This is a genomic window from Hymenobacter swuensis DY53 (genome assembly GCF_000576555.1).
Lineage (GTDB): Bacteria > Bacteroidota > Bacteroidia > Cytophagales > Hymenobacteraceae > Hymenobacter > Hymenobacter swuensis.
The window spans coordinates 274,216-287,465 of the sequence record NZ_CP007145.1 but is presented as its reverse complement, the minus strand read 5'-3'; the positions used below and the strand labels follow the sequence as shown (position 1 = coordinate 287,465).

Annotated in this window: 15 protein-coding genes; 11 read left to right on the top strand and 4 right to left on the bottom strand. The window is 61.7% G+C overall.

Translation table 11 applies throughout. The annotated features are described in order from the left end of the window. The first annotated feature begins 27 nt into the window (after nt 1-27). The gene (locus HSW_RS02725; RefSeq protein WP_044000735.1) at nt 28-309 is read left to right on the top strand and encodes a hypothetical protein; all 282 of its coding nucleotides are present in this window, start codon (nt 28-30) and stop codon (nt 307-309) included. Nucleotides 310-343: 34 nt separating this feature from the next. Here HSW_RS02725 and HSW_RS02720 read toward each other — a convergent pair whose 3' ends face one another. Both HSW_RS02720 and HSW_RS02715 read right to left on the bottom strand, forming a co-directional pair. After that, complete coding sequence (locus HSW_RS02720) at nt 344-787, bottom strand: SpoIIAA family protein (RefSeq protein ID WP_044000734.1); 444 nt, start codon at nt 785-787, stop codon at nt 344-346. 124 nt (nt 788-911) lie between these two features. Continuing rightward, nucleotides 912-1,340: a hypothetical protein gene (locus tag HSW_RS02715; RefSeq protein WP_155832796.1), complete on the bottom strand. Its 429-nt coding sequence runs from the start codon at nt 1,338-1,340 to the stop codon at nt 912-914. Between the two features lie 578 nt (nt 1,341-1,918). On the opposite strand from HSW_RS02715, the gene HSW_RS02710 reads away from it, so the two are divergent. From HSW_RS02710 to HSW_RS02670, 10 genes are all read left to right on the top strand, one after another. Next, nucleotides 1,919-2,263: a hypothetical protein gene (locus tag HSW_RS02710; protein WP_044000732.1), complete on the top strand. Its 345-nt coding sequence runs from the start codon at nt 1,919-1,921 to the stop codon at nt 2,261-2,263. Nucleotides 2,264-2,426: 163 nt separating this feature from the next. Continuing rightward, nucleotides 2,427-4,865 carry a TonB-dependent receptor gene (locus HSW_RS02705; protein WP_052346036.1) on the top strand — a complete coding sequence of 813 codons (2,439 nt, stop codon included), beginning with the start codon at nt 2,427-2,429 and terminating at the stop codon, nt 4,863-4,865. Between the two features lie 72 nt (nt 4,866-4,937). After that, nucleotides 4,938-5,501: a hypothetical protein gene (locus HSW_RS02700; protein ID WP_044000731.1), complete on the top strand. Its 564-nt coding sequence runs from the start codon at nt 4,938-4,940 to the stop codon at nt 5,499-5,501. Between the two features lie 189 nt (nt 5,502-5,690). Next, nucleotides 5,691-8,159, top strand: a complete 2,469-nt coding sequence (locus HSW_RS02695) for a TonB-dependent receptor (protein WP_044000730.1) — start codon at nt 5,691-5,693, stop codon at nt 8,157-8,159. 74 nt (nt 8,160-8,233) lie between these two features. Beyond that, complete coding sequence (locus tag HSW_RS02690; RefSeq protein WP_052346035.1) at nt 8,234-9,169, top strand: cation diffusion facilitator family transporter; 936 nt, start codon at nt 8,234-8,236, stop codon at nt 9,167-9,169. Between the two features lie 6 nt (nt 9,170-9,175). After that, complete coding sequence (locus HSW_RS24060) at nt 9,176-9,505, top strand: hypothetical protein (protein WP_155832795.1); 330 nt, start codon at nt 9,176-9,178, stop codon at nt 9,503-9,505. Nucleotides 9,506-9,542: 37 nt separating this feature from the next. Then, nucleotides 9,543-10,808: an MFS transporter gene (locus HSW_RS02685; RefSeq protein WP_044000729.1), complete on the top strand. Its 1,266-nt coding sequence runs from the start codon at nt 9,543-9,545 to the stop codon at nt 10,806-10,808. A 74-nt stretch (nt 10,809-10,882) separates the two neighbouring features. Next, a complete protein-coding gene (locus tag HSW_RS02680; RefSeq protein WP_044000728.1) occupies nt 10,883-11,260 on the top strand; it encodes a hypothetical protein in 378 nt (125 codons plus the stop codon). Nucleotides 11,261-11,363: 103 nt separating this feature from the next. Next, nucleotides 11,364-11,813: a DUF6526 family protein gene (locus HSW_RS02675; protein WP_044000727.1), complete on the top strand. Its 450-nt coding sequence runs from the start codon at nt 11,364-11,366 to the stop codon at nt 11,811-11,813. A 145-nt stretch (nt 11,814-11,958) separates the two neighbouring features. Further along, a complete protein-coding gene (locus HSW_RS02670) occupies nt 11,959-12,261 on the top strand; it encodes a DUF4286 family protein (RefSeq protein WP_044000726.1) in 303 nt (100 codons plus the stop codon). Between the two features lie 72 nt (nt 12,262-12,333). Here HSW_RS02670 and HSW_RS02665 read toward each other — a convergent pair whose 3' ends face one another. Both HSW_RS02665 and HSW_RS02660 read right to left on the bottom strand, forming a co-directional pair. Next, complete coding sequence (locus HSW_RS02665; protein ID WP_044000725.1) at nt 12,334-12,843, bottom strand: GNAT family N-acetyltransferase; 510 nt, start codon at nt 12,841-12,843, stop codon at nt 12,334-12,336. A gap of 119 nt (nt 12,844-12,962) precedes the next feature. Beyond that, the gene (locus tag HSW_RS02660) at nt 12,963-13,190 is read right to left on the bottom strand and encodes a hypothetical protein (RefSeq protein ID WP_044000724.1); all 228 of its coding nucleotides are present in this window, start codon (nt 13,188-13,190) and stop codon (nt 12,963-12,965) included. Between the last annotated feature and the right edge of the window lie 60 nt (nt 13,191-13,250).

Genomic DNA, 13,250 nt, shown 5'->3' with positions numbered 1-13,250 from the left:
CTCATTACCCATCTGTTGTTTACTCTTATGCCTACCGCTACCGCCCCCCGTTTCCGCGCCCGCGACTTGCGCGCCCTGCTTACGCTGGAAGAATCGTTAGCGTCCAACGCCCGCCAGTTTGTGTTGTTTTCCGTGTTGAGCCTGCTGGTGCTGGTAGGCGGCGGGCTGGTAGCAGCCTACTTCCCGCAACAGACAGAAGCTGGCTTGGGACTATTGACGGCCGGCCTAGGCGGTACGCTGGTGAACTGGGTGCGCTACCAGTTCCGGCAGGAAATGCTGCTCACCGAACTGCAGTTACTGACGGCGTAACTGCAGCCTAGCAATAGCCAAAATCAGTACCACCTCAGGCGGCGTGGAAATGCCGAACCGCTTCGGGGACGGCGGGTGCTCCCACGTAATGCAGCCATTCCAGCGCAGTAGTCAGGTCGTCGAACACCTGCACCTCAAACGGCGGTGGGAAATGGGCGGTAACATCCAGCAGATCTTCGTGCTGACGATGAGAAGTGAGAATAAGGGCCATATACTGTAGCGGCAACCGGACCAACTGGGGCAGGTAGTGCTGCTCCAACCAGTGCTGATCGGAGAGGGACAGGGCCGGCATGCCGTGCAGATTCACTAGCCACCGGACGGCGTGCCGAGTGTCAATGGCGGTTAGCAGCTGTTGCAGCATCTCCCGCGCCGGGGCGGCACTCACCAGCGGCTGCCACTCAATATACAGCAGATTACGGGCCTGCTCATGCCGGACCAGAAAACAGCTCCAGGGGGTACCCGACACGTGCGTTACCATATAGAAAGAGCTTATGCTATTGATTATAAGAATAATAGTACTGCGCCAATTTTTCTGTCGTTCTCCAGATTCGATCAGCAGGGGCAAATTGCCGCCCAACTATTTTTCTTGCCCGACCGGTCTTTTAGCATCGGCCCTGCCGAACAGCCCCGGGCTTGCGCATGGCCTCCTGCCACTCCTGCTCCAGCTGCTGCACCAACGTATCGGCGGAAGTGGTAAGCCAGTCGAGGGCAGCGGGCACGTCGGAGAAGAACTGGATATCAGCCCGCACCTGCCGCCGGCCGTCGGTCAGCAGGCTTTCCACCACTAGCTGATTGTGCAGACTCACGGGCAGCACCAGCGCTATTGTGCGCACCTGCAGCGGCACGAAACGTGGCAGCCAAGTTTCGCTGAGCCACGCCTGCTCATCAGTGCCCACCAAAGGGATGCGCGAAACATCAGCCAGCCATTTCCGCACATGATACTTGCTGGAGCACTCCAGCAGTTGCTCGAAGGCTTGCTCAAAAGCCGGGCGGTCCATCGGCCCCTGCCAGTCCCAACGCAATAACTTCAACGAAGGCTCAATCTGCATAAAGAGCGACTCAAACGCACACACCATAATCAGCTGCCACCGGCTTTCTTAGCCGGCTGACAGCCATAAAATTAGCTACCCGACTAGGCGCCAACTTCGGGTTTTAGCTGACTCCGAATGGAAGCTCGACTAATGCGGGATTTTGCCGGATTGATTTTCCGGCTACCTGCCGCCCGGGCAACGGGGCAGCTACCGGACTGTGAACCGCGGATGGCCGCCTAGGCGGAGTTGCTACCAGCCGTCGGTACCCAAAATGCCCCAGCCGGTAACCAAAGGAAACCTGGGCGCTGCCGCTCATACAAACAACGCTTCGGCACTCCCTATACCGCCGCGCTTGGGCAACGGGCGCAACGTAGCCGCCAGGCGGCGCAGGAACTGAGCAGTGAGCTTTTTCATAGCAAAACAGAGTTGGTTTTTTCCGCCGCAAAGGTCCGCTCGGGCTGTTGCGGCAAGATGTTCAGACTATTACCCTTGCGTGATGACCGAATTTTATTGGGGCTGACCGGCACATCGTCCGCATTTTCCTCCTACATTTGCTCTTGTTCGACACATTGTTGCAAATGCAGACTCTTCGTTCCCGGCTGGCTTTGGTGCTGCTCCTGTGCTTCGCGCGGGTGCTGCTGCCCGATGCGTGGGTACTGGCTTTGCACCAGCACGCGCACACCACCGAAGAGCCCACGCAGGCTACCGGCTGGCCCAAAGGGAAAGCCCTGGTATCGGCCAAGCACCAGCACTGCGACGCGGATCAGTTTTTCAAGTCGGCCTTCGAGCCGGCACCGGCCACGCAGGCAGCTCCGGCGGAGCCGCTGCAGTTTGCCGCCCCGGTTACGGCCGCCGTGGCCGCCGTTCAGGTAACGGACCACTTTACCACGCCCGACCTGCGCGGGCCGCCGGCCCGGGCGTAAGTGCGGTAACCATTCCTGAGGTAAACTCTGCGCCCCACGCCTGGTGGGGACTGTTGTGTAGTTGAGAACGTGCGGTTGATACCGGCCGGAGCCTGCCCGCTCCCGGCCCGGCGACGGGAATGGTTGGTTTAGAGCAGAATCGGGCAGATTCCCTTGACTTCGTATGTTTTTTCGTACTCCGGGCCGTTTCCGGGGTGGATGGGTTGGCCTCGCGCTGGCGGTAGGGCTGCTGTGCGCGCTACCCCGGCTGCTGTGGGCTCAGGCCCCTGCTCCGGCGAATTGCGCCCTGCTGCTGAGCGGCCGCGTGCTCGACCATGAGTCGCGCACGGCGCTGGCGGGGGCGACGGTGGTTGTGCTGGAAACCCGGCAGGCCACCCAAACCGAACCCGACGGCCATTATCACCTCGATAACCTCTGTCCTGGCACCTACCATGTGCAGGTAAGCTTCGTGGGCTTTGCCCCCGAAACCGACGAGGTACGTCTGACGGCCGCTGCCTACCGGGACTTCCGCCTCCACCCCGACGCCGTGGCCCTGAAAGGAGCCGTGGTAAGCGGACAGCGCGTGGCTGCGCCCATAACGCAGGCCGCCACCACCCTCACCGAAAAAGACCTGCAGCAGACCCGGGGCCAGACGCTGGGCGAGGCCCTGCAGAAGGTGAACGGCGTGACGGCCCTGCAAACCGGACCCGGCATCTTCAAGCCCATGATTCACGGGCTGCACTCCAACCGCGTGACCATTCTCAACAATGGCGTGCGGCAGGAAGGCCAGCAGTGGGGCCAGGAGCACGGCCCGGAAATCGACCCGTTTCTGGCCTCCCAACTCACTGTGGTAAAGGGCGCGGCCAGTGTGCGCTACGGCTCCGATGCCGTGGGCGGCGTGGTGCTGGTGCAGCCCCGCACCCTGCGCGACTCGGCCGGCACGGGCGGGGAGCTGAACCTGGTGGGCATGAGCAATAACGGCTTGGGCGCGGCCTCGGGCACGGTGGAAGGCAACCTGCGCCGTCTGCCGGCCCTGAGCTGGCGGGCCCAGGGCACGGTGCGCAAAGTCGGCACTATGCGCGCGCCGGGCTATTATCTGAAGAACTCGGGGTTTGAAGAAGGCAACTTTTCGGGGGCCGTGGGCTGGCGCAAGCCCACCTACGGGGCGGAAATGTTCTACAGCCAGTTCAACACCCGCATCGGAATTCTACCGGCGGCGCACGTGGGCAACCAGCAGGATTTTCTGCTGGCCGTGTCCCGTGACCGGCCGCTGGAAACCACCGGCTTCACCTACGACATCGAGCGGGCCTACCAGCAGGTGCGGCACCAGGTGCTCAAGTTTACGGGTTTCGTGAAAACGGGCAATGCTGGCCGGCTGAGCACCACTGTGGCCCAGCAGGTAGATGGGCGCGACGAGTACGACAAATACCGCCCCCGCAACGACAACCGCGCCGCCCTCGACCGGCCGGCCCTGAGCTACACCAACCGCACCAGCACCGCCGAGCTGCTGTGGGAACATCGCCCCTGGCACGGCTTCACGGGCAGCGTGGGGCTGGCGGGCACCTACCAGTTCAACCGCTATGCCGACGGCAGCCGGCAGTTCATTCCGTTCTACACCAACTACGTGGGCGGCGCGTTCTGGCTGGAGCAGTGGCAGCAGGGCCGCTGGCTGCTGGAAGGCGGCCTGCGCCTGGACCGACGCGATTTGCAGGTGAAGCGTGCTACCCGGGAGGGCGGCGTATTCGGGGTGGCGGAATCGCGCTTTCAGTACACTACGCCGGCCGCCTCGTTGGGGGCCGTGTACGATGCCTCTACTCACCTCACCGTGCGGCTGGCCTCGGGCCTGACCCGGCGCGCACCCGCCCCCAACGAGCGGTTCAGCGACGGGGTGCACAACGCGCAATACGAGCTGGGCTACGACCTGGTGCCCGGCAACGGCCCGGCCCGACCCGAAACGGCCCTCAACCTGGGCCTCACCGCCACGTTGCACGACAATCCGCGCCTGAACGGGGAACTGACCGTGTATCAGACGCGCATTCAGGGATTTCTGTACCAGTCGCCCATTCTGCCGCCGGTGGTGAACATCCGGGGGGTGCTGGCGAGCTGGCAGTTTCAGCAGACTGACGCCACGCTGCGCGGGCTGGACGTGAGCGGCTCCTACCAGCTGGCCGCGCGCTGGCTGCTGGCCGGCAAGGCCGCCGTGGTGCGCGGCCGCGACACCCGCCAGGATGAGTGGCTCATCTTCATGCCCGCCGACCGCGCCGAGCTGAGCCTGCGCTACGAGCCGGCCAACCGTGCTGGTGGCCGCCTGCAGAACAGCTACGTGCAGGTGCTGGGTACCGGCGTGGCCCGCCAGACCCGCGTGCCGCGCAATTACGCCGAGCGGGACTACCGCCTGCCCCCGGCAGGCTACGGGCTGCTGGGGCTGGAAGCCGGCACCACTTTGCACTGGGGCCGCCTGCCGCTGGAGCTGAGCGTGGCGGGCTCCAACCTGCTCAACCACCGCTACCGCGACTACCTGAACCGGTACCGCTACTTCGCCGACGAAATGGGCCGCAACCTGACGCTGCGCCTGCGGGTGCCGCTGGAATTCGGCCGCGCCACTGCCTCCAAAACGCCTTAACCAACACCTCCCCTACTTTCCACCCAGCACTTTTCACCCTTTACTCCATCACCCTTATTACTCCCTGAACTCATGAAAAACCTGCTGTTCCGCTCCGCTTTCCTGGCCGCTTTGGCCGCTGCTCCGGTATTCTCCAGCTGCTCCGACGACAACGAGACACCTACGCCCGACGAGGAAAACGAGCAAATCACCACCCTGCGCTACGAGCTGACGCCCACCACCGGCGGCGCAACCCTCACGGCCCAGTACCGCGACGTGGACGGTGACGGCGGCGCGGCCCCCGTGATTACCGGCCTCACGCTGGCCCCCAATACTACCTACACCGGCAAGCTAGTGCTGCTCGACGAAACCAAGAGTCCGGCCGAGGACATTTCCGCCGAGGTGAAGGAGGAGGCCGATGAGCACCTGTTCCTGTTCGAAACCACCGGCACCAACGTCACCATCACCCGCACCGATAAGGACAAGAACAACCTGGAAGTGGGCCTCGATACTCGCCTGCAAACCGGTGCGGTCAACGCCACCGGCACCACCGGCAACCTCAAAATCACGCTGCGCCACCAGCCCGGCACTAAGAACGGCACTGCCACCCCCGGCGACACCGACGTGGAAGTGAACTTCCCCACGGCGGTGAGATAGTGAAATGGTGATTTAGTGATTCAGGAGGGGCTGGCTGCAAACGGCTTCTCCATCTTTTTTCTCCCGTTTTGGTTGTGGAGAATTTTCCAAGAAGGCACCGGCCGTTGGCCGGTGTTTTCTTTTGTTTTTGGCCGAATGCAGCCCGATGGTGCCATTTGCCGTTGATGGCTGCGTGTAATGTCCGTTTCTATGTCCCGCCTTCCCCTCACCACCGGTCTGCTGCTGCTCTCGGGCAGCGTACTGGCCCAGAATCTCCCCGTTTCGCCCGCCCCGGCGGCAGCTCCGGCCCCGGCCATCCGGTCCGCGCGCGGGGCGGCCACGCCCGTTACCGGCCGCGTCACCGATGCCGCCACCGGCGAGGCCCTGCCCGGCGCTACTATCATTTTTCCCGACCTCAAGCAGGTCACGTCGGCCGATGCGGAGGGCAACTTTCGGTTTGCGCGGCTGCCGCGCGGGCGGTTTCTGCTGCAGGTGCGCTTCGTGGGCTACACCACCGTGGTGCGCACCGTGGATACCGGCGCCGAAACCCCGCTCAGCGTAACCCTCACGCCCGCCGAAACCGAAATCGGGCAGGTGGTGGTCACGGGCGTATCGGCCAGTACCGAAATGCGCCGCTCGCCCATTCCGACCAGCGTGGTGGACCAGACGCGCCTGCGCCAGACGGCCGCCACCAACGTCGTGGATGCCCTGGCCCACACGCCCGGCCTCAACCAGATTACCACCGGCGCGGCCATCAGCAAGCCCATTATCCGGGGGCTGGGGGCCAACCGCGTTATCACCCTCAACAACGGCAGCAAGCAGGAAGGCCAGCAGTGGGGCGACGAGCACGGCATCGAAATCGACGAGTACAGCATCGACAGGGCCGAAATCATCAAAGGCCCCGGCTCCTTATTATATGGCTCCGACGGGCTGGCCGGCGTTATCAACTTCCTGGCCCCCGACCCGGTGGAGGACGGCCGGATTCTGGGTTCCGTGACGGCCAACTACCAGACCAACAACTACCAGCAGGGCTACTCGGTGTGGAATGCGGGCAACCTCAACGGCTTCAACTGGCAGGTGCGCGGCTCGGGCAAAGTGGCCGCCGACTACCGCAACCGCTACGACGGTCGGGTGTACAACTCGGGCTTCCGGGAGCTGAACGGCAGCGGCTACGTGGGCCTCAACAAAAGCTGGGGCTACTCCCACCTCACCGTCAGCTCCTTCAACCAGATTCTGGGGCTGATTGAGGGCGAGCGGGACAGCACTTCGGGCCGGTTTCTGCGGGTGAATGACCTGGGCGAAGAGCAGGTGGTAACCGGCCGCGGCTTCTCGGGCTACGGCCTCGATGTGCCCCGGCAGCAAATCAACCACCTACGCATCGGTACCGACAACAACTTCATCCTGGGCCAGCACCGCCTCACGCTGAACGTGGGCTGGCAGCAGAACCTGCGCCGGGAGTTCGGCAACCCCGAGGACTACTACGAGAAGTCGTTGTTTTTCCAGCTGCGCACCGTGGATTACGCGTTACGCTGGTTTCTGCCCGAAATGCAGGGCTGGAACACCACCGTGGGCGTGAGCGGCATGCAGCAGGAAAACCAGAACAAGGGCGTGGAATTCCTGATTCCGGCCTACCGCCTGCTCGACGGCGGCCTGTTCGGCGTCACCAAAAAGAGCTTCGGCCAGCTCGACCTCAGCGGCGGCCTGCGCTACGATGTGCGCCGCATCACGGCCGATGCCCTGGACCTGGGCCCCTACGAGCAGCCGGTGCCCGTTGGGCAGGGCGAAACCAAGTTTGCGGGCTTCCGGAGCACGTTTCGCAACGTGAGCGGCAGCGTGGGAGCAGCCTATAATCTGAGCGAAAAGTGGCTGATCAAGGCCAACGCGGCCCGGGGCTTCCGGGCCTCCAACATTGCCGAGCTGGGCTCCAACGGCATCCACGAGGGCACCGTGCGCTACGAAATCGGGGAGCCGGACCTCAAGGCCGAAACCAGCTTTCAACTGGATGGCGGCCTGAGCTTCACCTCCGACCACGTGAGCCTGTCGGCCGACGTGTTCCGCAACCAGATCAGTAACTACATATTTCCCCGGGCTCTGAGCACGCCTACAGGCCAGGATTCGGTGTCCAGTGAAGGTGACCGGGTGTTCCGCTACGGGCAGGGCGACGCGCGCCTGGCCGGGGGCGAAATCAGCCTGGATTTGCACCCCCACCCGCTCGACTGGCTGCACTTTGAAAACTCGTTTTCGATGGTGCGGGCCGTGCAGCTGAACCAGCCCGCCGGCCAGCGCAACCTGCCCTTCATCCCGGCCGACCGACTGCAGTCGGAACTGCGGGTGAACTTCCGGAAGGTGCGCAACTCGCGGCTGCGCAACCTCTACGCCCGGGGTACGGTGGAGCACAACTTTCGGCAGAACCGCATTTTCTCGGCCTTCGACACCGAAACCCGCACGCCCGGCTACACCCTGTTCAATGCCGGCCTGGGCACCGACGTGGTGGCGGGCAAGGACCGCACGCTGTTTTCGGTGTACCTGGCGACCAACAACCTGTTCGACGTTGCGTATCAAAACCACCTCAGCCGCTTGAAATACACGGCCGTGAACGAGGTAACGGGCCGCCAAGGCGTGTTCAACCTGGGCCGCACAGTGAGTGTGAAATTGATCGTGCCGTTGTCGTTTAAGTAAGTCAGCACGAGCAGTAGCGCGAACTACAAAGTTCGCGCTACTGTCTTCCACTGCATAACACTTCGCCAGCCCTCATGCCCCACGACCACGCCGGACACGACCACGCCCACCACCACGGCCCGCCCGCCGATGGCAACTTCAGCCGGGCGTTTGGCTGGGGCATTGCCTTGAACCTGCTGTTTGTGGCCGGGGAAGCGGCCGGGGGCCTGTGGGCCAACTCCTCAGCGTTGCTTTCCGATGCGGGCCATAACCTGAGTGACGTGCTGAGCCTGGCGCTGGCCTGGGGCGCGGCCTTGCTGGCCAAGCGCCGCGCCGCCGAGCGGTTCACCTACGGCTACAAGGGTGCCACCATTCAGGCCGCGTTGCTGAACGCGGCGCTGCTGTATCTGGCCCTGGGCTTTATTCTCTGGGACACTATCGACCACCTGCGCCACCCGGCTCCGGTAAACGGCCCGGTGGTGATGGGCCTGGCTGGGCTGGGCATTCTCATCAACGGTTTCACGGCCTGGCTGTTCCGGAGCGGGCAGAAGGGCGACGTGAACGTGCGCGGCGCGTACCTGCACATGCTCACGGATATGCTGGTGTCGGTGGGCGTGGTGGTGGGCGGGGCGCTGGTGTACTTCACTGGCTGGCTCTGGCTCGATCCGGCCATCAGCTTCGTGATTCTGGCCGTGGTGGGCTATAGCTCCTGGGAGCTACTGCGCGAAACCGTGCAACTGGGTTTGCAGGCCGCTCCGGCCGGCATTGAGGTGGCGGCGGTGCGCCGCTGGCTGCTGGATCGCCCCGGCGTTACCGGCCTCCACGACCTGCACATCTGGCCCCTCAGCACCCAAGACACGGCCCTGACGGTGCACCTGGTGCGCCCCGGTGGCCAGAACGGCAACCAGTTCCTGCGCGACTTGCAGCACGACTTGCTCCACGAGTTCAACATCCAACACTGCACCGTGCAGCTGGAAGACGAATTCCCGCTGATGGGCGCCCACGGCTGCTGCGACGAGCAGGTAACCTAAAGTACAATGGAACGAGAATACAAACGTATTCTGACTGACGAAAGCCTCCATCTAATGGGGACGCTGGAAGGATGTTGCCCGGTGCAGGCTGAAGGCACAGTTGCTTCCCGCCCTTTCTATTTCCACGCCCGCTGGCACGAATGGAGCTTCTGTGTTTCCGAAACGGCAGAAGTTAGTGCTGTTGATATGTCATCTATGCTGCAAGCAGATACCTTCGGGTTTCAGGTAACTGGTACGACAGCAGAAACCTATGATGCGGGTTGGATGGAGTTTGATGAAGCAGAAAGAATCATTAAACAGTGCAGCAGGCAGTATTTGGAGTTGAAGAGCAAGTAAATCTTCGTAATCTGCGGGTCCCAAATTCCCTTCCCGCATGAATACCGTTACACCAGCTTCTCCTCCCAAAACCACCGGCCTGCTGAGCGCCATTGTGGTGGTAGCCGCCTTGGGCTACTTCGTGGATATCTACGACCTGATTCTGTTCAGTATTGTGCGCGTGCAGAGCCTCAACGAGCTGGGCATCACGGCCGCTGACCAGGTCACCAGCCAGGGCCTTTATCTCATCAACATGCAGATGGGCGGCATGCTGCTCGGCGGTATTTTGTGGGGTATTCTGGGTGATAAGAAGGGCCGGCTGTCGGTGCTGTTTGGCTCCATCCTGATTTACTCACTGGCTAACATTGCCAACGGCTTCGTGCAGACCATTGACCAATACGCCTGGCTGCGGCTGATTGCGGGCATCGGGCTGGCCGGGGAGTTGGGAGCGGGCATCACGCTGGTTTCCGAAACCTTGCCCAAGGAAAAGCGCGGCTACGGCACCATGATTGTGGCCACCGTGGGCGTATCCGGCGCCATGCTGGCCTATTGGGTGAACGAGGCCTTCGATTGGCGCAACGCCTACTTCGTGGGCGGCGGGCTGGGGCTGGCGCTGTTGGCCTTGCGCGTGGGCGTGTACGAGTCGGGCCTGTTTGAGCAGGCCAAAAAGAGCGAGGTGGAGCGCGGCAACTTCTTCGCCCTGTTCACCAACGGCCCGCGCCTGGCTCGCTACCTCAAGTGCCTGCTCATTGGCGTGCCGCTGTGGTTTGTGGTGGGCATCTTAATTACGCTTTCCCCCGAGTTCGGCAAAGATCTGGGCCTGACCGGGCCCGTCACGGCCGGCCTGGGCGTGTTCTGGTGCTATTTCGGGCTGGTGTTCGGCGATTTTGCCAGCGGCACGCTCAGCCAAGTGCTGCGTAGCCGCAACCGGGCGCTGCAGGTGTTTCTGGCCTTCTGCGGCCTGATGGTGGGCGTGTACCTGTTTGGTATTCAGGGTGCCTCACCTACCGTATTCTATGCCGTGTGCTTTGTGCTGGGCATTTCGGTGGGCTTCTGGGCCTTGTTCGTGACGGTGGCGGCCGAACAGTTCGGTACCAACCTGCGGGCCACGGTGGCTACCACAGCCCCCAATTTCGCCCGGGGCTCGGTGGTGCTGCTGGTGCCCATTTTTCAGTACACCGCCGCCGCGCTGGGCCAGCCCGGCACCCCCAACCGCGTGCTGGCCGGAGCTGTAGTGGGGCTGGTGTCGTTACTAATTGCCTTCTGGGCCGTGAGCACGCTACCCGAAAGCTTCGGCAAAGACCTCGACTACGTGGAAGAATAAGCCAGTCGAATATCAACTATTACGGCTCAGCTTCGTACTAGGGGCGGATTTCCTATCGAAATCCGCCCCCTCTTATGAAAAATATTTTTGTTGTAGCCGCCGTGGCCGTCCTCGCCCTGAGTGGCCGCCACGCCCAGGCCCAGGTGGTAGATTCTACCCAGATGCGTCTGCAGATGCAACAGCAACGCGCCGCAGATGCCAAAACGGCCCTCGATGCCCGCAAGCAGGAAACGGCCGCTACCCGCAGCAGCGTCGACCAGACCAAATCCCAGCTCAAGGACCAGGAAAACGCCATGCGCGAGCAGAAGCGTCAGATGAAGGAACAGAAAATTGAGTTGAAACGTCAGCGCGACGTGGCCAAGGAAGCCAGCCGTCAGGAATCGGCTGCCAAGCAGGCCGCCCGCGACGAAAAGCGCAAAGCCCGCGAAGCCAAGAAAGCTGCCAAAATGTAACCTGGCCGTTGGTTTGCCAACGCGCTGTATCACCCCAAAAACTCCGGCCTCGGTCGGAGTTTTTGCGTATTTCCCCACCTACTTTCTTTATTTTCCCTCCCCAATGGCCAATCAACCCACCAAAAACACCCCAATGTTTTACCCGTGGCACCATTTTGTGCTGGTGCCCGCTGCCCTTATCCTGGCAGGCTACGGCATCCGGCGCTACCTGGATGTAGCAGGTAATGACGACGAAACGTCTCGCCTCTGGTTTACGGTGATGGCCCTGGCTATAGTAAGCCTGGGGGCCTTGGTCATGATGCGCCAGCACTACGCGCTGCAACTCCAAGACCGCCTCATCCGGCTGGAAGTGCGCCAGCGCTACTTCGAAATTACCGGTCAGAGCCTACGCCCCCTCGAAGCCCAGTTGCAGCTCAGCCAGATTCTGGCCCTGCGCTTTGCCGGCGACGATGAACTACCCGGCTTGGTGCAGGCCGCCATCCGCGAAAAGCTCTCTTCTAAAGACATTCAGGCCCGCATCCAGCACTTCCAGTTCGACCACCTGCGGGTGTGATTATGTGGTTTCAGGCTTGGAAGTTTTACGGGCATGGATTTTTTGGCCGACTTTTGTGTTACGCCTTTCCGCACGTTGCAACAGGCAGTAGTAACCCGGCCGTTTATCCGCCAGCGCATCATTTAAGGCCTCAGACCCTGAAACCATGATTTTATACAACGTCACCACCAGCCTCGACCCGGAAATTGAAGAGCAATGGGTGAGCTTCATGCGTGACACGCACATTCCGGAAGTAATGGCTACCGGCTTCTTCATCAAAAGCCAGCTTTGCCGCCTGCTCAACGAGGAAGACAATGGTGTTACCTACGCCGCGCAGTATTACTGTGTGAGCCTCAACCAGCTGGAAGAATACCAGGAAGTAGCAGCCCCCGCCCTGCGCGAAGCAGTGGAAAAGCACTTTTCCGGCCGCTACGCCTCCTTCCGTACCATGCTGGAGATAGTGGAGTAACTTCGGAAAACCCTGATAACAAAAAGGCCGCCTTGCTCAGGCGGCCTTTTTGTTATCAGGTGGTGTGGCAGTCTACTCTATTGGCCCCGTTACGGCTGCTTCCACGGTGGGGTCACAGGCGTAGGTGTGAAGTTGCTCGTGGCTGAGGTTGCCGTTGTCCCACTCGGGGTCGAGGTGGGCGCCTAGCTTTTTGTAGAAGCCGATGGCGGGCTCATTCCATTTCAGCACCTGCCACTTCATGCGGTTGGCACCCATATGCCGCGCTTCGGCCACTACAGCATCAAAGAGCTTGCGCCCCAAGCCGGTACCACGCTGGTTTTCCGTCACTACCAAGTCTTCCAAGAACAGCATTCGGCCTTTCCAGGTGGAGTACGCCGTGTAATACAGCGCAATACCGATGATGATGCCCGCGGCGTCTTCGGCCACAAAGAACTTGAAAATCGGCTCTGGCCCGAACCCGTCGCGCTGCATGTCGGCCAGCGTGTTGGTGACTTCCTGCGGCGCTTGCTCGTACTCGGCCAGCTCCTGAATCAGGGCCAGCACCTGCGGCAAATCGGCCTCCCGGCCCCGACGGATGTTCATATTCGTGCGTAGTTAGTAGTGAAGATACAGGCGGCGTTTGCCGTAAAATAGCCTGAAAAAGAAAAAGTGAGCAACGACCCGGGCCATTACTCACTTTCCGGGCGAATTGCGCCGGGCAATTACATCACCGGCTGCATCTTCTTGATGTCTTCGGTAGCATTAGCTGCGTTGACTTCGCGCGTAGCGGCGTTTTCGGGAGCTTTCTTGCCGCCGGTAGTATCAACAGCTGCCGGATATTCGAGCGGCTTAGCCGTCACTTCATCATCCTTTTTATAATCGGGGTTGCTGCACGAGGTGACAGAGAGCAACGAGCCGGCCAACAGACCGAACAGGAGCGTTTTTTTCATATCTGAAAGCAAATGACTGAGGCAATTACGAGGTTGCGGCCGCGAAGATACAGCAAATCA

Bases quoted from the DNA above. Each gene is read 5' to 3' on its own strand.
- HSW_RS02710 (WP_044000732.1), top strand. From the start codon at position 1,919: ATGCAGACTCTTCGTTCCCGGCTGGCTTTGGTGCTGCTCCTGTGCTTC.
- HSW_RS02675 (WP_044000727.1), top strand. From the start codon at position 11,364: ATGGCCAATCAACCCACCAAAAACACCCCAATGTTTTACCCGTGGCAC.
- HSW_RS02725 (WP_044000735.1), top strand. From the start codon at position 28: ATGCCTACCGCTACCGCCCCCCGTTTCCGCGCCCGCGACTTGCGCGCC.
- HSW_RS02690 (WP_052346035.1), top strand. From the start codon at position 8,234: ATGCCCCACGACCACGCCGGACACGACCACGCCCACCACCACGGCCCG.
- HSW_RS02700 (WP_044000731.1), top strand. From the start codon at position 4,938: ATGAAAAACCTGCTGTTCCGCTCCGCTTTCCTGGCCGCTTTGGCCGCT.
- HSW_RS02720 (WP_044000734.1), bottom strand. From the start codon at position 787: ATGGTAACGCACGTGTCGGGTACCCCCTGGAGCTGTTTTCTGGTCCGG.
- HSW_RS24060 (WP_155832795.1), top strand. From the start codon at position 9,176: ATGGAACGAGAATACAAACGTATTCTGACTGACGAAAGCCTCCATCTA.
- HSW_RS02665 (WP_044000725.1), bottom strand. From the start codon at position 12,843: ATGAACATCCGTCGGGGCCGGGAGGCCGATTTGCCGCAGGTGCTGGCC.
- HSW_RS02670 (WP_044000726.1), top strand. From the start codon at position 11,959: ATGATTTTATACAACGTCACCACCAGCCTCGACCCGGAAATTGAAGAG.
- HSW_RS02685 (WP_044000729.1), top strand. From the start codon at position 9,543: ATGAATACCGTTACACCAGCTTCTCCTCCCAAAACCACCGGCCTGCTG.
- HSW_RS02705 (WP_052346036.1), top strand. From the start codon at position 2,427: ATGTTTTTTCGTACTCCGGGCCGTTTCCGGGGTGGATGGGTTGGCCTC.
- HSW_RS02680 (WP_044000728.1), top strand. From the start codon at position 10,883: ATGAAAAATATTTTTGTTGTAGCCGCCGTGGCCGTCCTCGCCCTGAGT.
- HSW_RS02660 (WP_044000724.1), bottom strand. From the start codon at position 13,190: ATGAAAAAAACGCTCCTGTTCGGTCTGTTGGCCGGCTCGTTGCTCTCT.
- HSW_RS02695 (WP_044000730.1), top strand. From the start codon at position 5,691: ATGTCCCGCCTTCCCCTCACCACCGGTCTGCTGCTGCTCTCGGGCAGC.